At 51.6% G+C, this 24,099-nt stretch carries 14 protein-coding genes; 9 read left to right on the forward strand and 5 right to left on the reverse strand.

Going from position 1 to position 24,099, the window contains the following annotated elements; translation table 11 throughout:
• Nucleotides 1-607 precede the first annotated feature (607 nt).
• Nucleotides 608-4,597, forward strand: coding sequence for an ATP-dependent RNA helicase HrpA (gene hrpA, locus Q0294_RS01030; RefSeq protein ID WP_299459846.1), 3,990 nt, complete (start codon nucleotides 608-610; stop codon nucleotides 4,595-4,597).
• An 809-nt stretch (nucleotides 4,598-5,406) separates the two neighbouring features.
• Here the strand turns inward: hrpA and Q0294_RS01035 are convergent.
• Nucleotides 5,407-6,441, reverse strand: coding sequence for a TrkA family potassium uptake protein (locus tag Q0294_RS01035; protein ID WP_299459848.1), 1,035 nt, complete (start codon nucleotides 6,439-6,441; stop codon nucleotides 5,407-5,409).
• Nucleotides 6,442-6,475: 34 nt separating this feature from the next.
• On the reverse strand, nucleotides 6,476-7,930 hold the full coding sequence (gene hpnE / locus Q0294_RS01040) for a hydroxysqualene dehydroxylase HpnE (RefSeq protein ID WP_299459851.1): 1,455 nt from the start codon (nucleotides 7,928-7,930) through the stop codon (nucleotides 6,476-6,478).
• Between the two features lie 140 nt (nucleotides 7,931-8,070).
• Between hpnE and Q0294_RS01045 the strand changes: the two genes are divergently transcribed.
• From Q0294_RS01045 to Q0294_RS01060, 4 genes are all read left to right on the forward strand, one after another.
• Nucleotides 8,071-8,829, forward strand: a complete 759-nt coding sequence (locus tag Q0294_RS01045) for a ComF family protein (protein WP_299459854.1) — start codon at nucleotides 8,071-8,073, stop codon at nucleotides 8,827-8,829.
• A 72-nt stretch (nucleotides 8,830-8,901) separates the two neighbouring features.
• Nucleotides 8,902-10,089 carry a DUF502 domain-containing protein gene (locus Q0294_RS01050; protein ID WP_299459857.1) on the forward strand — a complete coding sequence of 396 codons (1,188 nt, stop codon included), beginning with the start codon at nucleotides 8,902-8,904 and terminating at the stop codon, nucleotides 10,087-10,089.
• Nucleotides 10,090-10,138: 49 nt separating this feature from the next.
• Nucleotides 10,139-11,095, forward strand: coding sequence for a hydroxymethylbilane synthase (gene hemC / locus Q0294_RS01055; protein ID WP_299459859.1), 957 nt, complete (start codon nucleotides 10,139-10,141; stop codon nucleotides 11,093-11,095).
• Between the two features lie 190 nt (nucleotides 11,096-11,285).
• A complete protein-coding gene (locus Q0294_RS01060) occupies nucleotides 11,286-12,407 on the forward strand; it encodes a citrate/2-methylcitrate synthase (RefSeq protein WP_299459862.1) in 1,122 nt (373 codons plus the stop codon).
• Here Q0294_RS01060 and Q0294_RS01065 read toward each other — a convergent pair.
• Nucleotides 12,396-14,591, reverse strand: coding sequence for an MMPL family transporter (locus Q0294_RS01065; protein ID WP_299459882.1), 2,196 nt, complete (start codon nucleotides 14,589-14,591; stop codon nucleotides 12,396-12,398). The genes Q0294_RS01060 and Q0294_RS01065 overlap by 12 nt on opposite strands.
• Nucleotides 14,592-14,959: 368 nt before the next feature.
• Between Q0294_RS01065 and Q0294_RS01070 the strand changes: the two genes are divergently transcribed.
• The 4 genes from Q0294_RS01070 to Q0294_RS01085 all read left to right on the forward strand — a co-directional run bounded on the left by Q0294_RS01070 (nucleotide 14,960) and on the right by Q0294_RS01085 (nucleotide 21,477).
• Nucleotides 14,960-16,327 (forward strand): glycosyltransferase family 39 protein, encoded by a 1,368-nt coding sequence (locus Q0294_RS01070; protein WP_299459865.1) that lies wholly within the window; start codon nucleotides 14,960-14,962, stop codon nucleotides 16,325-16,327.
• Between the two features lie 241 nt (nucleotides 16,328-16,568).
• Entirely contained in the window at nucleotides 16,569-19,628 is a 3,060-nt protein-coding gene (locus tag Q0294_RS01075; protein WP_299459868.1) for a hypothetical protein, read from the forward strand.
• A gap of 14 nt (nucleotides 19,629-19,642) precedes the next feature.
• On the forward strand, nucleotides 19,643-20,077 hold the full coding sequence (locus Q0294_RS01080) for a diacylglycerol kinase (protein ID WP_299459871.1): 435 nt from the start codon (nucleotides 19,643-19,645) through the stop codon (nucleotides 20,075-20,077).
• A gap of 113 nt (nucleotides 20,078-20,190) precedes the next feature.
• On the forward strand, nucleotides 20,191-21,477 hold the full coding sequence (locus Q0294_RS01085; RefSeq protein ID WP_299459874.1) for an alpha/beta fold hydrolase: 1,287 nt from the start codon (nucleotides 20,191-20,193) through the stop codon (nucleotides 21,475-21,477).
• On the opposite strand, the gene Q0294_RS01090 is transcribed toward Q0294_RS01085, so the two are convergent.
• Complete coding sequence (locus Q0294_RS01090; RefSeq protein WP_299459877.1) at nucleotides 21,478-23,406, reverse strand: DEAD/DEAH box helicase; 1,929 nt, start codon at nucleotides 23,404-23,406, stop codon at nucleotides 21,478-21,480.
• Between the two features lie 64 nt (nucleotides 23,407-23,470).
• On the reverse strand, nucleotides 23,471-23,998 hold the full coding sequence (locus Q0294_RS01095) for a hypothetical protein (protein ID WP_299459880.1): 528 nt from the start codon (nucleotides 23,996-23,998) through the stop codon (nucleotides 23,471-23,473).
• Nucleotides 23,999-24,099: the final 101 nt, after the last annotated feature.

Below are 24,099 nucleotides of genomic sequence, written 5' to 3' on the forward strand. Positions count from 1 at the left end.
CAATTGAATCTATAATTTAAGAGCAACCGCAAACGGTGAGCCGAACAGTATTGGGACAAGCCGAACAGTAGCACACGGCATCGGTAAACTTCCTGTGAAATCGATGTTTTGTTTGATGCATACCTGCTCGTTGTATTCGTGCTTTATGAACGATTCTGCCGACCGTTTATCATTCGTAATCACCAGTCGTAGGGGCGGGACCCGTGTGTCCGCCCGCAGGGTACGGGTGGAACATGTGGTTATGTTCGAAGGTTTTATCCGGGCTCCCATTTCATCTGGTTCCTTCTGCGGCGTGATACAGAATCGAACCTCGACAGGCGGGCGGACACATGGGTCCGCTCCCTACGGCAATACGTGTCGGTTGTGGTTCTCTGATTTGTGCGTCTGCTCTAACCGTTTTCTGTTGTGTGTGTGTGTGTGTGAAGCTCGTGGTGTACGAGAGGGAAAGTTTGCGAGCCTCTGCCATTAAAACCGTCTCTTTTCCTCAGTTCCAGCCGGTATTCTCACAAAACTCTCCTCAAACCCTTCGCGCTGCCGAACTTTCGATTCATAATGCGGGTCCTGCTGCCTATAATAGTACGTTTTCCTTCTTCTTTGATGTTGTCTGATGTCCCGTGCTGATTCGAATCCGACTGCTGCTGACGCTGGTGCTGCCAGTGAGAGTTCGAACGCTGCGCTGTCGGAACTGTCGGCTTTGATCTCAAAAGCCATGGTCGGAGATCAGTTTCGGCTCTCACAACGGCTGCGGTCGATTCGAGAAGCACAGAAAAACAGAAAACCCTTCGATAAGAATCTGCAGCGGCTGCGTGCGGAGCTGGACAAGTCGGTCGAACGTCGGGCCGCCCGGTTGAAACAGTGTCCGAAAATCACGTTTGACAAGAGCCTGCCGATTCATGAGGAACTGGATTCGATCCAGAAGACGATTGAAGAGAACCAGGTGGTCATCGTCTGCGGGGAAACCGGGTCGGGAAAATCGACACAGCTTCCCAAACTTCTACTGTCGATGGGGCGCGGCATCGGCGGAGTGATCGGGCACACGCAACCTCGGCGGATTGCCGCCCGTTCGGTCTGTGCGCGGATCTCGGAAGAACTGGGTCGCGAACAGGGAACGGCCTGCGGTTTTAAAATTCGTTTCGCCGACACGACGGGCCCCAACACCTATATCAAACTGATGACCGACGGCATTCTGCTGGCAGAGACACAGACCGACAGTTATCTGAACCAGTACGACACGATCATCATCGACGAAGCGCACGAACGCTCATTGAACATCGACTTTCTGCTCGGTTATCTCAAACGCCTGCTGCCCAGACGCAAAGACCTGCGCGTGATCATCACGTCGGCCACGATCGACGCCGACCGCTTCAGCGAACATTTTCGCACCGCAGGCAAGCCAGCGCCAATTCTGAATGTGTCGGGCCGCACGTATCCGGTTGAAATCCGTTATCGTCCGCTGGATTCGGAAGTGGCTGAAAAAAACAAAGTCAAATCACAGAACAACACGGCCGACGAACAGTCGCTGCTGGCGGACGCGGTTAACGAACTGGCGGCCATTGATGAGGGGGACATCCTGATTTTTGTCGCGACGGAATGGGACATCCGCGAAACCGCCAGGCTGTTGCGGGGGCGTTCGATCATCGGCGACGACGGCGGGCGGCAGACAGAAATTGTCCCTCTCTATGGGCGGCTGTCGATGGCGGAACAGAACAAAGTCTTTCGCCCTTCCTCGTATCGGCGGATTGTGATCGCGACCAACGTGGCGGAATCGTCGATCACGGTGCCCGGCATTCGGTATGTGATCGACACCGGGCTGGCGCGGATCAGCCGTTATTCCAGCCGTTCTCAGGTGCAGCGGCTGCCGATTGAAGCGGTCTCGCAGGCGTCCGCCAATCAGCGGGCCGGGCGCTGCGGTCGTGTGGCACCCGGGATCTGCATTCGTCTTTACAGCGAAGCCGACTATAACAGTCGCGATGAATTCACGTCCCCCGAAATTCTGCGCACGAATCTGGCGTCGGTCATTCTGCAGACGCTGAATATGAAACTGGGCGCGATCGAAGAGTTTCCGTTTCTCGATCCTCCGAAGCCGGCGTCGATCCGCGACGGTTACAGTACGCTGTTCGAGCTGGGCGCGATCGACGAGCAGAATCGGCTGACGGACATCGGTCGGCAGATCAGTCGTCTGCCTGTGGACCCGCGGATTGCACGAATGATTCTGGCCGCCCACGATGAAAACTGTCTGCACGAAATTCTGGTCATCGCAGCGGCGTTAGAGTTGCAGGACCCGCGTGAACGGCCGATTGACAAACAGCAGGCCGCCGACGAAGTGCACGAACAGTTTCGCGATCCCGATTCCGATTTTCTGAGTTATCTCAAACTGTGGGACTTTTATCACAAGCTGAAAGACGACCTGTCGCAGAGCCGTCTGCGCAAAGCGTGCGTGCAGAATTATCTGTCTTACAATCGGCTGCGAGAATGGGCGGACATCTTTCGCCAGTTGAGACAGTTAGTCGAAGAAACAGGGCTGAAACCGCATCCGCGCAAAGACGATTCCGCCGCCATCCACCGCGCGCTGCTGCCCGGTTTTCTTTCGAACATCGCCATGCGTTCGGATACGCACGAATACACGGGTTCGGGTCAGCAGAAGTACGTTCTCTGGCCCGGTTCGGGAGTGTTCGAGAAAAAGCCGAAGTGGATCGTCTCGGCGGAACTCATTGAAACCAGCAAACGTTACGCGCGCACGGTCGCGAAGATTGCACCGAACTGGATCGAACCGGCCGCCGGTCATCTCGTGAAAAAGAGCTGGAGCGATCCGCGCTGGAACGGCGATGCAGGCTCGGCGGTGGCGACGGAAAAAGTGACGCTGTTCGGGCTGACGATTGTTCCCGGCCGTTCGGTGCATTATGGCAAAATCGATCCCGAACAGTCGCGGACCTTAATGCTGCAATACGGGCTGGTGGAAGGGGACTTCAATGTGCAGATTGATTTTCTCGCGCACAACCAGAAGTTTCTGGAGGATCTCGAACAGCAGCAGTCCAAAACGCGGCGGTATGATTTGATTCCCTCTCAGGAACAGCAGTTCGCGTTTTACGACGATCGGCTGCCGACGGACGTGTATGACGGCGTCAGTTTGAAAAAATGGTGGAAAGATGCCAGCAGAAAAACGCCGACGCTGCTGAATATGCGGTTGGAAGATTTCTTCGAAGCCCAGGCAGAGGAGATCGATGAAACAGAATTTCCCAACGCACTCAGCATGGGCAAAATGCAGTTTCCGCTCGAATATCATCTGGAACCCGGAGCAGAGCAGGACGGCGTCACCGTTTCGATTCCGCAGGAAAGTCTGAATCAGCTTTCGCCGCAACGGCTGGGCTGGCTGGTGCCGGGACTGCTGGAAGAAAAAGTGGCCGCCATGATTAAATCGCTGCCGAAATCGGTACGGCGGATGCTGGTGCCCGCACCGGAAACAGCGAAGCAGGTGGTGAGCAAGCTGGAGTTCGGCAAAGGTTCGTTTGAAGAGACGGTGGCAGAAATGCTGTCGCAGATTTCAGGAGAGCGGATCACCGCCGACCTGTTTGAAATTCAGCGCTTGCCGCAGCACCTGCAGATGAATATCCGCGTGCTGGATCAAGGGGGCGCGGCGATTGCCAGCAATCGCAATCTGACACAGTTGCGGCAGGAATTTGGTTCCCAGGCAGCCGACAGTTTTTCAGCAATCTCCGATGACCACTGGAGCCAGTCGGGCTTAACCGACTGGACGTTCGGTGATTTTCCGGCAGAGGTGCAAGTCCGGCATGAGAAACTTTCGCTCACCGGTTTCCCCAGTCTGCTCGACGAGGGAACGTCGGTTGCGCTCTGCCTGCGGGATGCGCCCGAACGGGCCGCCTATGAAACGCGGTTTGGTTTGAGACGCCTGTTCGTACTGGCCGAACATCGTCGTCTGAAAACACAGGTCGATCATTTACCCGATCTGAATCGCATGTCAATGTACGTGACGGCGATCGGCGGGATCAATCTGCGGGAGCAGTTGATCGAACTGCTGGCGGAACGGACGCTGTTTGGACAGAAGGAACGACTGCCGCGCAGCGAAGCGCAGTATCGTCAGTTTGTGAAAGAATGGCAGAACCAGATTCCGATTGCCGCTCAGGATCTGGCCAGTCTGCTGCCGGGTCTGCTGGAGCAGTATCATCGAATGAAAGTAACACTGGATAAAACCAAAGTGCCCGCCTGGAATGAGCCGCTGCACGATATGCGGGCGCAGCTCAACGCGATGATCAACGCCCGTTTTCTGGTAAGCACGCCTTACCCGTGGCTGCAGCAGATTCCGCGCTATCTGCAGGGGATGGAAATGCGGCTGGGGAAACTGGGCGGGGCCGGCCTGCAGCGCGATATCAGTAATATCCGCAGTATCTCCCGCTACTTTGCCATGTATTCCCAACGCGCCCGGCAGCATCACGAACGGGAGATTATTGATCCGCAGTTGATCAAGTTTCGCTGGATGCTGGAAGAATTTCGCGTCTCGCTGTTCGCCCAGAAGCTGGGGACGGCGTTGAAGGTCTCGCCGAAAATTCTCGACGAGCAATGGGCGCTGGTACGGGACTGAGCCGGTTCGTCGGCAAACCCGTTTTCCATTTGGAACCACAAACGCAGGAGCGGGAACCGTTATATCCGGTTCCTTCAGCGACGTGATGCAGAATCGAACCTCGGCAGGCGGGCGGACACATGGGTCCGCACCCTACGACAATGTGAGTCGGTTCTCCTTCTTGGGATCGGGCGTTTGCTCTGGCTGTTTTCTGTCTGGTCTTTTGAATGGAAATCTGGTGTCGGATTTTCATCTGAGTGGGGTTGGTGGCCATGTTTTATAATGTGCCTCTCGTTCGCTCGGGCTGAATGGAATTCGGTCTGCGTGTTGTTTGTCACAGTTCGATTTTGAGGAGCGCGTCGATGGCTTGTTTCGTGTTTGTGTTTCTGGTGGCGACGATATTGATCATAAGCATCGGCGGGACGGGGTCAAGTTTTTTACGGCGCAGGGAAAATAAAATCATGTCTGGTTATGGTTCGTGTAGGACTGATTATGGTTCACATAGGGCAGGTTATGGTTCGTGGATGACCAGAACTGACCTGAATAAGCGGGTTGATTTTGATACAGGTCGCGCGATTCGGGACTGTTTTTGCGTGAAACAAGGGACTTTTATGGTGAGGGAATTCACAGGTGCGAATCCATTCATCAACAAATTTTTGTTTCCACGCGCGCGACGCACAACACGCATGTTAGGGGGAGACTTGAGCGAGTCAAGAGGAGCAGAAACCCCTGTTTTTGAGGGATCGAATGCGGCTCTGCAGATTCCCGAATCTGTCAAGAGTTTGCCTTTCCGGAGCCGACCGCGAGATTCGGTGAGAGACGTCCGATTCTTAAGCCGGCGTTGTTGTCGATTCGTTGAATTCTTCTATCAACAGATTGATGGCGTTGGCGGAACCGAGGGCGTAGATGCTGTCGCCGACATTGAGAATCGTGGAACTGGCTGGAGGCATTTGCGGCTCCTGTCCGGGTCGGCAGATGCCGATGATCATCAGCCCCTTACTGCTGAAATCCGTTTCGCTCAATTTTTGACCGCAGTACGGATTGTTTTCTTCGATCTGGAGATCGGCGACCTGAAAACCGCCGATCTTCTTGCTGGCGACTTCGACAAAATCTTCCACGGCCGGATGAATCATAAACCGGGCGATCTTGACCGCGCCACTGCGAAACGGGCTGACAACGCGGTTGGCGCCGGCGTGTTTGATTTTGTCGCCGGCTTTATCATCACTGGCTCGCGCGATAATCTGAAACTCCGAGTTCAACATGCGCGCCGTCAGAACAACGTAGACGTTGTCCGCATCGCTGGGCAGAGCGGCAGCCAGAGACTTGGCGCGATCGATGCCGGCACTTTTCAGAACGAAATCGTCGGTGGCATCGCCGTGAATGTACAACCAGCCGCCAGACTCACACATCGACTGCAGGTGTTCTTCATTGCTGTCGATCACCACAAAGGGTTCCCCCCGTTCATGGAGGTACTCACAAATTGTTCTTCCCATACGACCGATGCCACACACAATGTAATGGCCGTCTAACTTTGAAATTGTTTTCTGCATTCGTCGTTTCTCCAACAGCGAACCCATTTGTTGACGAACGATCCATTGACCGAGCTGGGAAACACTATAAGTAAAAATTCCCAAACCAAATACGAGGTAGAATATGATAAAAATTTTGCCGTTATCGCTCAGAGTGACGGGGTCTTCATACCCGACGGTTGTGGCGGTAATCACAATCAGATACAGACAGTTTAACCAGGAAGCCCCCTCAATCAGGCGAATTCCCACCGTACCGAAAATCGTAAATCCTAACAGCAGGCAGATGATGCGAATAAACTGCGCGATCGACTGCGTTTGCTGCTTCGACTGATTCAAAGATGAGAGATTCTGAATATGCATGCGTGAGAGTTTACAGTCCGAAAAGAATTTTGGATAGAATACCCGTCTTGCTCGGAGGTAACAATAATGATTCGGGTTGTCCCAGATCATCCAGCAGAAATTCAGTCGCCTGTAATCCGCTGCGAACGGCGCCTTCCATCGTGGCAGGCCAACCGGTGGAAGTCCAGTCTCCCGCGAGGTATAAGCCTTTCACAGCGGTTCTTTGCGAGGGGCGTAAGCGTTCGATGCCCGGTTTGACGGAGAAGACGGCCTGATGTTCCGTCACCATGCGGCTGTGAATCAGTTGTGCCTGTGTTGTCTCCGGCCAGATGCGGGTCAATTCTTCGATCACTGTCGCGATGATCTCGGCCTGCGTGCGGCCCTGCCTTGCTTCGCCGGTCAGATTGTGGCTGGCGGAAATCACAATCTGATAATAAAAACCTGCTTCTGAAGGCTGCTGCATGATACGACTGCGATTAAACATCCACTGGGAAAGACTGTCGACAAAAACGGCGTGCGGCAACGCGGTGATTTCCCGATCAAACCAGAGATGCACGCTGGTAATCGGCGCGGATTCAATCTGTTCGATTTTTGAGAGAGACTCACGCCCCTCAAATTCATCGGGTAACATTGAAAGAACACGCTGGTGTGGGACTGCCAGCACGACTCGCTCGCAGGCAATTTCCCGTCCGTCCCGCAATTGCACGCCGGTTACTTTTCCGTCTGTGATCTGCACGCGATCGACACCGGTTTGCAGATGCACTTTCGCCTGCTGTTTTTCCAGCCGTTTCAGAATGACTTCGCCGTATAATTTCTCAAGGGGCACGGTGGGAATCAGGACCTGCCAACCATTGCGGGTTCTTAAGAAACCATCGACAAAAACCTTCCGCGCATGTGACAGGCTGATCCGTTCCAGGCTTTCGCTTAACGCACTGACGAGGACGACATTCCAGAATCGATCAATGACATTTTGCGACTGCTTCTGCTCGACGAGCCATGCGGCTATGGTAGGTTCATTATCTAAATCAAGCGGCGTCAGAGCTAATTGTTTTAAACCACGAGCCAACCCGATCTTTTCCGGAAAGGATAAATACGAAAGACCGCCAAAAGCCGGCAGTAAATGGAACGGAGCGGGGAGGCAAGGATTCGCGGAAAAGGCATTGATCTTGAATGGCTGCTCAATTCCGTCCGGGCGGGAACTGCGGGGGCCGATGAAATAAAGTTTTTTTTCTCGGCGAAACGAGGACGAGATCCCAACGGTTTCACAAAACCGGTTGAATTCGTCACAGCAGCCCATGCTGACATGTTGACAATTATCTATCAGATGCTGTGTCTGTCTGTCTTCGAAAGAACTGGCGCGGCCTCCCAGCCGGGGACGCGACTCAAATAGTGAAACGGGGAGTCCCCGATCCGCAAGTGTCACCGCACAGGCCAATCCGGATAACCCGCCTCCAATGATGACGACTTCTGAGTGTGGGGCTCCCAATGACTTTTCCTGACAAACTCTGTTTGTTTTAAGAAAACGACCCCGGCCTGTACATTAGGTCTATGTTTTCCGGTATCTCTCACATAATATGTGAGGATACCGAAATTGAGCCGTGATCCTAGTGGTGACTTTGTGAAATCATGAAATATCTGGGGATTCAACAGATACCAGCCCAGTCAATCCGCTGGCTGCAGACCGGGAGAAATTTCGTCTACCCTCCCCGCTGCTCGCTGTGTGGCATCGCCGCGGTTTGTTCGGGAACCAATTGTGGTCTCCAGATCGAGCAGATTGCTCCCGAGATCAAACAGGCATGCGAACGCTGCGGTGCACCTGTGGGACCTCACCTGAATACTTCACAGGGCTGCAGTTACTGTAAAAACGAACGTTTTTCATTTAACCGTGCGGTCGCTCTGGGAAAATATCAGGGTCCTTTACGGCAATTAATTCTCCATCTGAAACAAAACCACGGGGCGCATCTGGGAGGCGGACTGGGAACTTTGCTGTTTTACCGGAATCAGGAAACCTTCGAAAAACTAGGCCTTAATCTGATAATTCCGATCCCCTTGCATTGGACAGCCCGGCTGCACCGCACACATAATCCCGCCAGTATCATTGCAGAGGCCCTGTCACACCGCTTGCAAGCAAAATACTACGGGAATATACTCGCCAAACGAAAACGGACTCCCACACAGACCAGTTTGACCCCGTCGAACAGGCGAAAAAATTTACGAGACGCGTTTGAAGTGCGCAGACGTAAACAGGTAGTCGGTCAGAAGATATTACTGGTTGATGATGTCATGACAACAGGTTCGACCGCTAATGCTGCAACGCGTGTACTTCTGGAGGCAGGTGCCAGCGAAGTCAACGTGGCTGTGATTGCCAGAGCACCGGGTTTGTGATTTAACAATAAAGATTCTCCAAAAAAGACGGCCGCCGTTTTTGTGGATACAACTGATAAGGCATGTACTTCGATGGAATCGAGTACCACTTTACCCCCGGACGAAACACCAGACAAAAAGCCGGAGAAAAAACACATCGCAACAACGCATCGATTTTTTCTGAGAGGTCTGGCCATCAGTCTACCTCCGATTCTGACGCTGGTGATCGTGATCTGGGTTGCCGGGATCGTGAATAACTATATCATCGTCCCCACCACGACTACAGTCCGTTACTGTATTGCTTACTTTACCGACGCCTCTCAACCCAGAGACAGTTTTGTCGAGATTGAAAATCTCCCCCCCCTCGAATATTGTCGGAAAGAGTATTTGATCAGTAAAGCACATGCAGAACAGTTTGCAGCGATTGAAAAAAATGCCAGACCCGAAGAAGTCACCCGCAAAATGGTAATCCCTTACGCGTGGGTTCCGTTTGGAGATCGGGCGGTTCCGTACAAGGATTATCGTGAAGTCGCCAAACGAATTCGTGCCTCAGATATGCCCACGACGGCGATGGGCCTGTATATGGAACTGGCAACTACCCGCTGGTTTAAGAGTCTGTTTCAGTTAAGCGCGGTCGCTGTGGCCTTAACAATCGTTGCGTTGTATTTTCTGGGGCGTTTTGTGACAGCCCGGATCGGCGCGTGGATGGTGATCAAATTTGAGCAGGGAGTCCTCGCCCGCCTGCCCGTTGTGAGCAATGTGTATTCGTCAGTAAAACAGGTTACCGACTTTTTCTTCAGCGAACGAACCGTAGACTACAGCCGGGTTGTAGCTGTGGAATATCCCAGGCGCGGGATCTGGTCGCTGGGATTCGTCACCGGGGACAGCATGCTGGAAATGACGGTGACCGCCGGTGAACCTCTGGTCGCGATTCTGGTTCCGACTTCCCCCATGCCGGTGACCGGATATACGATGAGTGTGCCGAAAAGCGAAATTGTCGACTTGAATATCACGGTCGATCAGGCGTTTCAGTTCTGCCTTTCCTGCGGCGTACTTGTGCCTCCCCAACAGCGAGTCACTGACGAATTACTCCGCGAAGAGCTGGGCAAACGGCTGCTGGGCGACCGGAAACTGGCTGGATTTAAAGTTCAGATTTCACCCCCCGCACCAACAACGCAAACTTCAACCATCGAGACAGAGCACGCTACCACGGAAACGAAGCCCGCAGATTCGCTGCCCGCGCAACCAGATACCCGGGAAAAGCCACCGGAAACGAAGTGAGCGAAGAATCGAAATCAGAGACTTCACGTAAGTAATTAGAAAGTCATTAATGAATCAGACGTCTCAACAACGTCCTTTGCGGATCGCAACCCGTGCCAGCCGCCTGGCGCTGTGGCAGGCGCATTATGTTGCGGACCTGCTGAAAAAACAGACTCAGGATCGCGCGATTGAAATCGTCCATATCACGTCGGAAGGAGACCGCGATCTGACTTCTCCTCTGTCTGAATTCGGCGGACTGGGCGTTTTTACGAGAGAAGTCCAGAAAGCGGTGCTCGACGGCCGCGCCGATCTCGCAGTACATAGTCTGAAAGATCTACCTACCGAACAGGCGACAGGTCTGCAACTAGCGGGTATTCCCGTACGAGGTCCGTTGTATGATGTTTTGATTTTTCCCCAGAATTCCGAAGGCGTCGGCAGCGTCGCCGATCTGCCTCCTGATGCGAGGATTGGCACGGGCAGTTTACGACGTCGCGCACAACTGCTGCACCAACGCACGGACCTGCAGATGCAGGAAGTCCGCGGGAATGTCGAAACACGACTAAAAAAACTGGATGCGGGGGAGTACGACGCGCTTTGCCTGGCAGAGGCCGGCATGGTTCGTCTGGAGTTACTGGAGCAGCGTTCCTCGCTCCTGTTGACGCCCCCCGAAGTCTTTCCTGCAGTCGGACAGGGAGCGCTGGGCATTGAGTGCCGGGATGATGACAGTGAGACCGCCACACTCCTGAGCGAGATTTCACACCTGCCAACAAAAGCGGCGACCACAGCGGAGCGCAGTCTGCTGGCCTTTCTGCGCGCCGGCTGCCATGCCCCGATTGGAACTCTGTCTCAGATCGAAGAAAACGAGTTGCATCTGGAGGCCGTCGTCCTGAGTGGTGATGGCCAGGAACGGATCACCGCTGCGGCGACCGGTTCATTAGCAGACGCGTTCGAGATCGGCGTCAGCGTTGCGAAAAAATTACTGGAAGCGGGTGCGGGACGGCTGATTTTAAATGATGGTGATTCCTGAATTTACGTTTCGCCGATGATGCCATCCGGTAAGGTAGTGTCAAGCTGGAAGTACACCTATAAATTTTTTCCCTATTCTTCGAGAAATCAGCCCTTAACGTATGTCGATTCTCTTTTGCATATCAGTTATACTCTGACTTAAATGGACTGCCTATATTTTACCTATTCAGGAAGAGTGGAAGGTCAAAGACATGGAACGTCACCCTTATCGCCCTGGTTTATCCGGGGTCATTGCATCAGAAACTGAGATTTCCCAGATTCAGGACGTATTGACTTATCGAGGCTATCCTGTTGAGGAACTGGCCCGAGAAGCTTTATTCATCGAAGTTGCCTACCTGCTGTTACACGGCGAACTTCCCAGCCACGAACAATTGGCCGACTTTCAGACTTTGCTGGTTGAAACCGGTCAGCTACCCGCACCCGTCGTTGCTGTGATCCATGCCATTCCTCCTCATATTGAGATGATGGAAGTGATTCGAACGGGCGTGAGCCTGCTGGCGCACTTCGATCCCCAGATGGAATATGGCGTCTTCATGTCAGAGTTTGCCAATGCACAATATTTACTGGCAATGCTGCCACAACTCATTTCGTACCGATATCATCTGGTTAACGGGTCAATTCCGGTCAAGCCGAACTTTGATCATTCCTACGCCGGTAGTTTCTGGTACATGCTGAAAGGCGATGAACCGACTCAACTGGAAGAAGAAGCCTTCAATGCTGCTTTGATTACGTATGCCGACTACGGATTGGCCCCTTCCACCTTTGCAGCGCGTGTCGTGGCTTCTACCGGCAGCCCGCTCTACTCGGCTGTCTGTTCTGCCATTGGTTCGATCGATGGATTATTACATCGCAGTTCCGGAGCGGGTGTACTGGATGCGTTGCACGAAGCGATGCATTCCGGCAATACGGAAGACTGGGTCTGCCAGGAAATTACCAAAGGCAAAAGAGTGCTCGGGTTTGAGAGTTCACAGCACAAACCCAGAGACCCGCGTTCTGCCGTGCTGAAAGAGTATTGTTCTCAGTTGGCCAATGCCCTGGGACAAACAGAAATGGAAGCGGCGGCCGATACGATTGAGGAGATCATGGGAAAAATCCAGAAAGTTTCTCCCCGGGTCGAGTGGCATGCGAGCCGCCTGCTGCATTATCTGGGATTTGAACCGGAATTATTCACGCCGATCTTTACTGTTTCAAGACTGGTTGGCTGGGTGGCACACATCATTGAGCAAACGGAAAACAATCACCTTTATCAGCCTTCATCGCGGTATGTCGGCATGGATCAGCGAAAATACAAACCGCTGCCATTACGCAGCTGATTCACTGTTGTCGGTATAAAACAACCGTAACAGAATCGGCAGCAGAATCAGCGATCCCAACATGCCGCCGATCATAGCGACACTGACCAGCGCACCAAAATAAATCAGCGGGATGAAGTGCGACAGCATCAGCACGCTGAACCCGGCCACCAGAGCGCACGTCGCAAAGATGATTGCACGACCGACACTCTGATGTGTTCGTCTTAATGCATCGGTAACTGAAGCACCACGCGAACGTTCTCTCAGAAACCCCGTAATAAAGTGGATACTGGAATCGGTAGTCAAACCCATCGAAACACTGGCGATCATTGCCGTGCCGATATTTAAAGGCAGACCGAACCAGCCCATGGCACCGACCACCAGCACAATGGGAAATAAATTGGGAATCATGGAAATCAGTCCGATTTTCAGGCTGCGAAACGCGATGACCATCATTACCAGAATGCTGGTGCCGGCCAACAGGAAACTGAAGAGCTGATCTTTCAGCAGACTGTCAATCAGATAAGCCAGCAAAATAAAGATCCCTGCTGCTTTGCCCGGTTCCGCGGGTTTCCATTTTGAATCATCTGTTTTCTGTTTGACTACAGAACCCGGAAAATGTTTCTTAGCCAGAGTATCGACTTTATGAATCAGGGACAGCTTTTCTTCAGCCGACTGTCGCTCGAGCGCCCGTAATACAATTCGCATGCGTCCTTTTTGGGGATTATAAAGACTGCTCTCAAAATCCGGCTGTAATGCTCTGATCTCATCCAGTTTAGACCGCAACGGATCAGAGGCAAACGGAATTTTGGGGATAAAGTCGAGGGTCTCTGTAATGGAAATCACTTTGGTTAACTGCTGTTTGCCCGGCGGGTTGACCTGTTCCAGATCTTTCGCCAAAGCACGCACGCGATCGAGATAGTTCTCATCCAGTTGAGGCGGTGCCGGAAAATTCACTTCCCAGGTTGAGGCGCCTCCCAGTCGCGTCTCCACAAAATTGAGTGATTTTACGATATCACTCGAGTCGCGGAAGTTTTTACTGAAATCCGTTTCCACCTGTAATCGATTAAAGCCTCCGGCTGCCAACAGGACAAACACCGAAGAGATGCCCAGTAACAGTTTGGGATAACGCTCCGTACCGATACAGACTTTTCTCAGCAAACGTTCCAGCCCTCGTTCGGAAGAATGTTTGAGCGGCGCACTCAGATGACCTAATGAAATTCCTCCCGGCAACAGCACAATCGCTGCCAGGAGCACCATCATCGTGCCGATGGCCATCATAATCCCGAAACTTCTCACAGGTGCAATGTCACTTGAGAGTAACGAAGCGAAACCGGCAGCCGTTGTTGCACAGGTCCAGAAAATTGCCGGTAATAATTCCACCAGGGTCTGACGAATGGCACGAGGCCGCGAAATGTTGCTGCGCTGTAATTCCTGAAAGTGGACCGCGACATGTGCGACTGTGGCAATACCGATAATGGTCACCAGAGAATTCAGCATGGAACTAACCATGCTTAACTGGAAATGCCCCAATACCAGAATCGCCTCCGTCCATAAAATAGAACAGATTACAACCAGTAAAGGCAGCATGACCCAGCGCAACCGACGAAACAGCAGAAACAGAACCAAAGCCAGCAGATTGAGCGAGACTTTAAAAAGGATATCGCCATCTTCCTCCACATAGCGGAACATATCATGCACCTGCACCGGTTCGCCGACGACATACGCCACAGGTGTATGAGCTTTTGCTAATCTGCGAATCAGGCGAAAGGTTTCCGCGCGGGGAACCGGAGTTTCATGCTCCGGCAATAAACGCAGAACAATCGCAGTGGTCTGATTATCCTCGCCGATCAGAACGCCTCGAAACAGTTCGGTTAATTCATCCTGTTTTCGTCGAATCAAAGCCCGCAGAAAAAAATTCAATTTAGGAGGCGCGAGTGCGTCCGCCAGGTTTTGGGTGACTTCTGAATTGACGCCCGGTATTTTGCTTAACTCCTCAGAAAATCTGCGAACTTCGACCAATGCCACCGGTTCCAGCAGATTGGGAGTGGTATACGCGACGAAGACAAACTCATCGCCGCCAAACAGGGATTTGCTCTCCAGATAATCCAGCAGATGCCGGTCATCTTTAGAGTAGAGGGATTCAATCGATTGTTCAAAGGAAAGCTGAGAAGCCGGAAAAACCGCAAGCCCGGTTAAAACCATTGAAATCAATAACAAAATCCATCGCAGGTTGTAGAGACGATCTACCAATGATTCAAGCCATCGCCGCGGGTGACTACTCATAAAGAAAGACCATATCCTACTGCCTGCAAGGCAATTAATATTAACAATCGGCCCGTTGCTGTAATGCAGGAAAGCTGCCTGCTATCCACGCAACACAGATACTTATGTCGGACTATATCGCAGAAGAATCATGATTTCATCTCTGAGCGGACGTTTTTTGGCAGGGGGGGCCTTTTTTCTATCTTGTGAAATGATCGAAAACCGTCTGGAGCCTCCTCTTGTGTCTTCTCTTCCAGACCTGCATACTTTAGAAGTCTTTCCCTGCGAATCTCTACGGAAACATTTCTGTGACTCAAACAAGACGCTGTTATTTTACCCTGCTTTTGATTCTGCTCTTCGCTGGTGGTCTACGCATAACGCTGGTCTGTTTACAGATCGATCAATTACAGCAGGATCGAGACGCGTATCTCGCGATCGCCGGAAATCTGGCTGCAGGGCACGGTTATTCATCCAGCATCGACACACCAGAGGCTGAAATCCAGCCGACTGCGTTTCGCCCTCCACTTTATCCAGCGTTATTATCCGTGATCTATTTTCTCAAAGCGGCTCCCGTCGGCATTGGAATCGTTCAGATCATTCTGGGAGTTCTCACCGTCTGGCTGACCTGGAAGACAGGAAATCAGCTCCAGTTGAAAGGGGCCGCGTTCCTGGCTGCCGCCATTGTCGCTACAGACCCGATTCTGCTGCAATACACGAGTTATGCGATGACGGAGGTTCTCGGCGCATTTCTCACCAGTCTGCTCTTATACCTGCTGGTGACCAGCATTACGGCGGAACCTGCACTTCACGAAAAGGCGACGTTCCTCCCTCTTACCTTCTGGACAGGCATCGTCTGGGGGCTGGCCATCCTGTGCCGTCCGACTTATCTCGCTTTTTTCGGGATCTGGATCGCGGTCCGATTTACCGGTTCACTTTTACACCGACTCCGCATTCTCAAACCCGCCTCATTCAAAAAACACGAATGGAGTCAGGGGACTTATCTGGCTGCGGGCATCATGCTGGCAGTTTCCCCCTGGTTGATTCGAAATCTGATTGTGTTTCACGCGCCGATTCTGTCCACAACCCACGGCGGCTATACATTGCTGTTGGGAAACAATCCGGTCTTTTACGCCGAGGTGGTTCAGAAACCCTGGGGAACGGTCTGGTCCGGCGAGAGTCTGGATCACTGGCAACAAAGCCTGGAACAACAAATTTCGCAAGCAGACCCTCCGATTCAAACAGAACAGGAACGTGACCACTGGATGTATCAACGGGCAAAACAAAATATTGCAGAACAGCCTGATCTCTTTGTACAGGCTTGTCTGTTGCGATTCAAACGTTTCTGGAATGTCTCCCCCCTTACCAGTTCTACCCTGATTTCGGTTCCGATGATCGGCTGGGGCATCGCCGCGTATTACACAGCGATTCTCATCGGCGGTGCTGGCGGGATTTTAATGGTACTCTGGAACAAAGAGCAAAAATGGGAGCCGTTAATCTGGCTGATTTTCAGTTTTACCGTGGTCCATCTCTTCTACTGGACCAACATGAGAATGCGGGCGCCCCTCGTCCCGGCGATTGCCCTGCTGAGCGTTTATGGATGGTCTCAATTCGGTTGTTTTTTCAAATTCGGCAGCACGGCGAAGCGCGCATCAAGTGATCGTCGTAAAGATCTATAGAACAGCACTTTATAACGCATACGGCTGCCGATCTGACCTGCCAACTGTTATTGACACTCTTTGAGAAATCGGCCTATAATCCGCGCCCATTTATCCCGGTTCAGCAGACGAAGTTAGTGCCTGCTGGCCTCAATCCGTTACCCTCTGTTTGCTGTCATCTCAGCAGCAGCGTGTATTCCATTCAGACCAGATCCCCTTCATCAGAAGATTGACCTACCCGGTTATCACTTCAGGAGTGCCCGTGTCGGGCGAGATTAATTCCGTCTCTCGGTATGTTTCGCACACAGTCTGGCAAGCCGTTGTTTTAATAACAATGCTTGGCGGGATGGTCACGATTGCGCCTGCTCAAACAAGTTTCTTTGGTGCCCCTAAAGCCTCTTATGAAGAATCGGAATACGAACCTTCGGAAGAAGAACCGATTGAAATCTCTGCTGAATACGCTCAGCAATGGGAAGAAGATTTTGTCGAAGTTTCGATCCTGAAAGGTAACTGTCGCATTAAACAGGGAGCTGCTGTTCTCAGTGCGCGACAGATGGTGATCTGGCACCGCAAAACCAGAAAAACGGATCGCATTTCCGTTTACCTTGAGGGAGAAGTTCGAGTGGACCTCCCGGGAGAATCAAAAAATGAAAACAGCATGCTGGTCAATCTGGTCACTCAAAATGGGCTCAAAACAAAAATCAGACGACCTTCGACAGATACTGCTTCCACTGATGATCCCTTGCTGAAACGCGCCACACAACGTCGCGGCATTCCCCACGACCATCAACTAAAACGAGCACAGTTCATTGTCGAAAAACCACCCCTGGAAGGTCCGGAATTGAGCATCGTGCCTGTCCCGGAAACGAACGGCGATTTTCGCAGAGTTCGACTCTTCCCCCGCAGTGCGGTCCCTTACAATGTTCAAAGTTTTCCCTCAACCCATACAGTTCCGCCTGAACAGATCTGGGTCATCACCGGAGGCGTGAACCTGTTGATTGATGGCGTCGACGGCCTGGAAATGATGGATATGTCCGCCGACCGCATCATCATCTGGACAGACGGACGGAATACACAAAACTTTAATTCTGAAATCCGTCAGTCAAAAGAAACTCCCTTCGAAATCTATCTCGAAGGGAATATTGAAATTCGTCAAGGCTCCTACTACCTCAAAGCGAACCGTGCGTTTTATGATGCCCGTGAAGAAAGGGGTGTCATGCTGGACGCAGAACTCAAAACGAATCTTCCAGCACTGGGAGAAGACATTCGCGTTCAAGCCAGCCAGATCCGGCAATTATCGAAAGGCGCATATCTGGCACAAAATGCCTGGGCTACCGGTAGCCAGTTTGGCAAGCCCGGTTATCGTGTTCAATCGTCTGATATCTTCATTGAAGATCGATACACAACCCCCTGGCTCGGGACGGGCTCGATTGAACTTGATCCCATTACCGGGCAGCCTGTTCCTAACAAACGTGCCTGGGTCACGAGTTCTAATAATACCTTCCAGATTGGCGATGTTCCGCTGTTTTATCTGCCTTATGTTACAAGTCCGGCTGAAGATATTTATTTCCCGATCAACGGATTACGATTTGGAAACGACCGCATCTTTGGCTTCCAGGTAGAAAGTGAATGGGATATGTTCAAGCTGCTGGGGCTCGAACGTCAACCGGGAACCAAGTGGGAAGGCCAACTGGACTACTACTCGTATCGCGGGGTGGGCATCGGGCAATCGGGAGCTTATGAAGGTTCAGATCTACTCGGTTTCGATAATGTTTTCAGTGGCAAGGGAGAACTGTTTTATATTCACGACAGCGGAACGGATAACCTCGGTCTGGACCGCAGAGCACTGGTTCCTTCCACCAAAGATCGCTTCTTTATCAATCTGCAGCACAGACAGGAATCCCCCTTCGGTATGACCGTGACCGGAGAAGGCGGCCTGCTTTCGGATCGAAACTTTCAGGAAGAATATTTTGAATCCAGTTTCGACACGGCCAAAGATGTCGAAACCCTGCTGCACCTTAAACAGCAACAGGAAAACTGGTCCTGGTCTGTGATTGGCAGGACCAAATTGAATGATTTTGATAACACAACAGACTGGCTTCCCAAATTAGACCTCTTCCTGCTCGGCGAACCATTGTTCGGAAATCTGCTGAGCTGGACTTCACATTCCTCAGTCGGTTATGGAAAACTGAAACCCGGTTCTGCTCCTTATAATCCAACGCAGGATGTCTTCACGCCACTGCCGTTCATTGCCGATTCGCAAGGCCTGGTCGCGATGACGCGGCATCAACTGGAAGCCCCGTTCAACCTCGGACCGCTTAAATTGACGCCGTACGTCATGGGGGAAGCAGCTTACTGGGAACAGGGTCTGCAACAACAGACGATTGACCGGCTCTACGGCTCAGCAGGTTTGCGTGGCAGTATCCTCTTCGAGAAAATTTTCCCGGATGTTTACAGTTCGTTTTTTAATCTCAATGGTCTGGCTCATAAAATGGCGCTGGAAGCGGATTACTCTTTCAGCGATTCTGACGAAAGCCTGAATAATATCGCGCAATACAATGAGTTCGACGACAATGCACAGGAACGTTTCCGGCAAAGACTCGTCATCAATACTTTTGGCGGGACACTACCGCCTCAGTTTGATCCCCGATTTTATGCCATCCGGACCGGAACGGGGCGCGGCGTGACAGACCCTTATTATGAACTGGTTGATGATCAGCAGGTACTGAGAATGGCATGGCGCCATCGGTTGCAAACCAAAACAGGCCCCCCTGACCAACTGCGAATCAAAGACTGGATGACACTCGATCTGGAGGCATCGTACTTTCCCGATGCACAGCGTGATAACTTTGGTGAAGACTTTGGTCTGCTTGGCGGACATTATCAGTGGTTTCTCGGCGACCGCACGACCATGGCCGCAAACGCCTATTACGATTTATTCACCGGTGCGCAAGAACTTTGGGATGTTTCCCTCACCAGCCAGCGTACCAATCGTATGTCGGTCAATGTCGCTTTACAGCAGATCAAAGGGGGCGGCGGTCTGGACAGTAAGATCTTATCCGCCAGCCTGAATTATGTCATGAGTCAGAAATGGAGTGCCGGCATCAGCACTGCCTATGATCTGGGCGAACATGTCAATCGCGGGCAAACATTGTCTATCACCAGAACGGGAGCTGACTTCCTCATGAGTCTGGGAATGAATTATAACCAAAGCACTGGAAATGCCGGCATCGGTTTAACCATCATGCCACGCTTCGGCAACTTTGGCGCGGCGCCAGCGTCAGCTGATTTCTCATCCTTATTCGGCAACAGTACTCAGTAACAGGAATCTCGACGGTGATCAAATCACAGAAAACCCTGGAAAAAAAATACCGCAAAGATTCTGGGCCACGTCAAGTCACAGAAAAATTGCGACCTGAATGGAGACAACGTCTCGTTGACGCCGAACGGGGAATCACTTTCGGAATTCGCCTGGACAGCACCTTCTTCATTCACTTTTTTACCGGCAGCGCCGTCATCGCCACGGCGATGCTGCTCGGCTTATCCGCAACGCACTGGGCCATCATTGTGATGTCCATCACAACAGTTCTGTGCGCCCAGATGTTTAATCAGGTTTTGAAATCGATCTGGAACCTGCTTGGAAGTAATTTGCCTGCAGAATCACAAAACATGTTCAAAGCAGGTACTGCTGCTGTCTGTGTCAGCATTATTGGTTCTGTCATTACGATTGCAATCATATTTTGTTCCGCCCTCTACAATCTGCTGTTTTAAGCGTGATGCGATCGGTCTCGATTTACCCTCCCTTCTATTGCGAAGCCCGATTCAATTTCCGATAATCACTGTTCATTCAATATTCTTTGTTTTGAAATGCGGTGGTTACATCTATGAATGCGGTTCGACTCAACAAATCATTTCTGTTTCTATTCATTTTCTGCCTGTTTACTCCTGGTTATTTACAGGCAGCAGACCTGATCAAGGCCGATCCCCGTCTGCCCGAAACGACTCCCTGGGATCTGGAAGCACTCAGTAAGGCACCTCAATTTAAATGGATCGACCAGAAATCTCCAGTCAGAACACTGGTTTACGAGGGCCTGGAATACCGTGGAAAACCGACCAGAGTATTTGCTTATTACGCGTCCCCCGAAACACTCGGATTGAAAGACATCCAATCGGCTCGTTATCCCGGCATCGTTTTAATTCATGGTGGAGGGGGAACCGCGTTCCGTGAATGGGCCGAATTATGGGCAAAGAAAGGTTATGCTGCCATCGCCATGGATCTGGCTGGCTCCCAGCCGGTTGAGGGTAAAAATCCCCATGATCGCGTCAATCGAACACGACTCCCTGAGGGAGGCCCCGATCAATCCCATGTCGAAAAATTTGAAGCGATTAAATCCGACAAATCAGAACACTGGTGTTATCATGCTCCTGCCAACGCAATTCTGGCACACTCTCTCATTCGGTCTTTTCCCGAAGTGGACAAAGACCGTACCGCCGTGACGGGCATCTCCTGGGGCGGATATCTGACATGCATCGTCGCCGGACTCGACAATCGCTTCAAAGCAGCCGTCCCCGTTTATGGATGTGGTTTTCTGGACAATCATTCTGTTTTTGAACAATCGATCAATCGCCTGCCACCTGAAGATGCCAAAAGTTGGATGCAACTCTATGATCCGGGGCAATATCTGCGTGCCGTCCAGATGCCGATTTTCTTTGTCAACGGGACAAATGATTTTGCATACTGGTTGAGTGCCTATCAGCGCAGTTATGAAGCGGTGCCTGAAACGACGCCTCGTAACATTCGCATTGAAGTCAACATGCGTCATAGTCATCCGGCTGGCTGGGCTCCGGACGAGATCGCACGTTTTATCAATGAAAAGCTCAATCAGGCGGACCCGTTACCGGTCGTACGCAACCCACTGATCAAAGACAATCAAGTATCCGCCGAATTGGCCCAACCTGTCAAAATCAAAACGGCAGTTCTGCAGTACACGACCGACGAAACACCAAATCCGGAAAGAAAATGGCACGTTATTCCTCTAGTGGTCGAGGGGACAAGTATCTCAGGTGCTGCACCACCTGAGAACACAAAAATCTGGTTCATCAACGTCACAGACGAATCGGGCGCCATGACATCCAGTCCTTTAGTAACCCTTAACCCACCCACTCCGTAATCAGGCGGCCGGTTTCTGGAAAATCTGAGGGGCAATTTTTTGAGTCACGTCCCCTTTTTTCTGTTTGAGATCAAACAAGCCGAAGATTTCTGCCGCAGTCAGACTCCGTGACTCGCAGGTGGTATCGCCATCGCCGAGGATCGAACGAAACAATTCCCGTTTTTGCTCCAGAACCATATCGATCCGTTCTTCGATCGTATTATTGCAGATGAATTTTGTTACGATCACCTGCGTTTTCTGACCGATTCGATGCGCCCGATTGATCGCCTGGTCCTCAATTGCCGGATTCCACCAGCGATCAAACAGAAAGACGTAACCGGCAAACTGCAAATTCAAGCCCACAGCACCGGTTCCGTAACTCATCAACAGTAAGTGTGAATCCGGATCGTGTTTGAATTTATCAAGAATTGGCTCGCGCTGTTTTGTGGGAATTCCCCCGTGATAGACCAGCGTCCCAAATCGCTGCAAACGTTCGGCCATAAAATCCAGAGGCTTCGTCCACTGGCTGAATAAAATCGCCTTGCCTCCACTGGCGGCGATCTCTTCCATGTCTGCCTCCAGGCGATCCAGCTTCGAACTCTCGCCCGTCACCGGATCAAAATTTGTAATCTGCTTCAACCGCAAAACCAGCTCAAACACGTGTTGCACGGTGATGGAATCGCCCATCGCGTTCAGTTGAATCACACCATCTTTCTCAGCCGTCTCATATGCAATCTGCTGTGCCGGATTCAGATCAAGATACGCCGGACGATCGAGACGAGGCGGCAAATCAGACATGACCAGGTCTTTGGTCCGCCTTAAAATAAATTCTTTGGAAAGCACCTGCAGTTGACGCAAATCGGGAGTGGCTCGAGGCGGGATGACTTCCATCCATTCAAACAGAGACGCCATCTCCTCGTGACGATTTTCGATGGGAGTCCCCGTTAGAGCCCAGCTTCGCTTGCGGGGAATAGAACGGGCAATTTCCGCAGTACGGGAGTCTCGATTTTTAATTCGCTGCGCTTCATCCAGCACCACCAGATCGAAGCGGGGAATGTTTTCTTCACCCATCGTCTCAAAATCACGAGCCATCGATTCATAGTTGGCGATCAGAATGGGCGTGTTCGGCATTTCCCAGATCATTTTGCGACGGTTCGAATCCCCCTGCACAACAGTAACCGGCAGTTCTTCAGCCCAGAACTTAAATTCGCGTTGCCAGTTGGGAATCAGTGGTTTAGGACAGAGCAATAAAATGCGTCGGACCTGACCACTGCGCAGTAAGAGACGGACGCCGGTAATGGTCTGCATCGTTTTACCAAGCCCCATCTCATCGGCGAGTAAGGCAGCTTTTTGTGAAAACAGCCAGGCAATTCCCTCGTATTGATAAGGGAACGGCTCGAAAGGCATCAGCAGTTCCTGACCCGCCAACCAGGATTGCAGTGGAGGCTGCAATAGATAAAACAGACGATCTTCCAGAGACAGTGCATTCGCCGGCGGTTTTAATCGCGTTGATTTTTTGCGTTCCGTATTCTCAGAAGCGGTTACCTGCGGTCCTTTAATCTGCTTTAATTCTGCCTCGTCCTCATTTTCGACTTTAGGGGGGACAAACTCCATTCCGTCGGGAAAAGTCATACAGAACGTCTTGATACGAGGACGCGTGGGCTTCCATTTGGGCATCATCCCGGCCCGCTCGAGCAGGTCAAACGATGTGGTTTCCAGATTGAATTTGCGAGTCAGCGCTCCATTCATACCGGAAGCGAAAACGGACGCTGAGACCATTAATGGAATCGCGTCGCAGTCAACTTGCTGCTGGAGAAGTTCTCGATCCGCTTGAGAAACGGGCACCGAATTCGGAGCCAGAGACTGCGGAAGAAAATGCGGACCACCGGAATGACCTGTTGTACTCCGAGTATTTAGTTCGCTATCTGATTTTGTTTCTGAAAATTCCACGTATCCGCCTGATCTGAAACGAAGTGCCTCTCAATCAATTCAAAATGCCATCATGAAAAAAGTCTCAACGGGATGATCCCATTTTGACCGCTTCATTCAAGGCTTCGCGCACACGTTCAAAGGGTTCTCCCAGGTCGGCATCACCGGGTATTTTTTTACTGGTGTTTTCGATGGCTGCTTTACCGGATTGATGAGCTGCATCAAACCGAAGTCTGTTTTTCCCGATGTGCTCACAGATAAAAGAACCACTTTCTTCCAGGATTTGCTCAACGTCAGACAAAATTGCGACCGGAATCGAAGTATGCTTCTGTAATTCGATTGCCTGTTCCTGCTCGATCAAGATCAGATTTGGTTTAATATTCATCTTCTCCACCAGCGTCAGGCCGATGACTTCACCCAGGAGAAAGGGAACGAGTGTCGGTCCATATAAAACTTCTTGTGTCCGGTTCGGTTTTACGGGAGTCGTGCATTGAAATTCCAGAGGCCTGCCAAAATGATTTGTCACCAGTAAGCCGCCGATCAAAGACCCATCAGGGCATTCAATCGTGGTCAGGAATCCGAGTTTCAACTCGTTGCTGCTGTCCGCTACCATAAAGTCCTCGTCTCTGGATGTCAGTTCTTATGTTGTTGTCAATGATCAGGCGATCCTGATTCTCATCTGAACCGTGTCTCTTTCTTCAATCAGGACAACCT

The sequence above is a fragment of the uncultured Gimesia sp. genome (assembly GCF_937919775.1).
Taxonomy (GTDB): Bacteria; Planctomycetota; Planctomycetia; order Planctomycetales; family Planctomycetaceae; genus Gimesia.

Coding starts and splice junctions, on each gene's coding strand:
- hemC (WP_299459859.1), top strand. CDS start 10,139: ATGAATCAGACGTCTCAACAACGTCCTTTGCGGATCGCAACCCGTGCC.
- Q0294_RS01085 (WP_299459874.1), top strand. CDS start 20,191: ATGAATGCGGTTCGACTCAACAAATCATTTCTGTTTCTATTCATTTTC.
- hrpA (WP_299459846.1), top strand. CDS start 608: ATGTCCCGTGCTGATTCGAATCCGACTGCTGCTGACGCTGGTGCTGCC.
- Q0294_RS01050 (WP_299459857.1), top strand. CDS start 8,902: ATGGAATCGAGTACCACTTTACCCCCGGACGAAACACCAGACAAAAAG.
- Q0294_RS01060 (WP_299459862.1), top strand. CDS start 11,286: ATGGAACGTCACCCTTATCGCCCTGGTTTATCCGGGGTCATTGCATCA.
- Q0294_RS01095 (WP_299459880.1), bottom strand. CDS start 23,998: ATGGTAGCGGACAGCAGCAACGAGTTGAAACTCGGATTCCTGACCACG.
- Q0294_RS01045 (WP_299459854.1), top strand. CDS start 8,071: ATGAAATATCTGGGGATTCAACAGATACCAGCCCAGTCAATCCGCTGG.
- Q0294_RS01065 (WP_299459882.1), bottom strand. CDS start 14,591: ATGGTTTTAACCGGGCTTGCGGTTTTTCCGGCTTCTCAGCTTTCCTTT.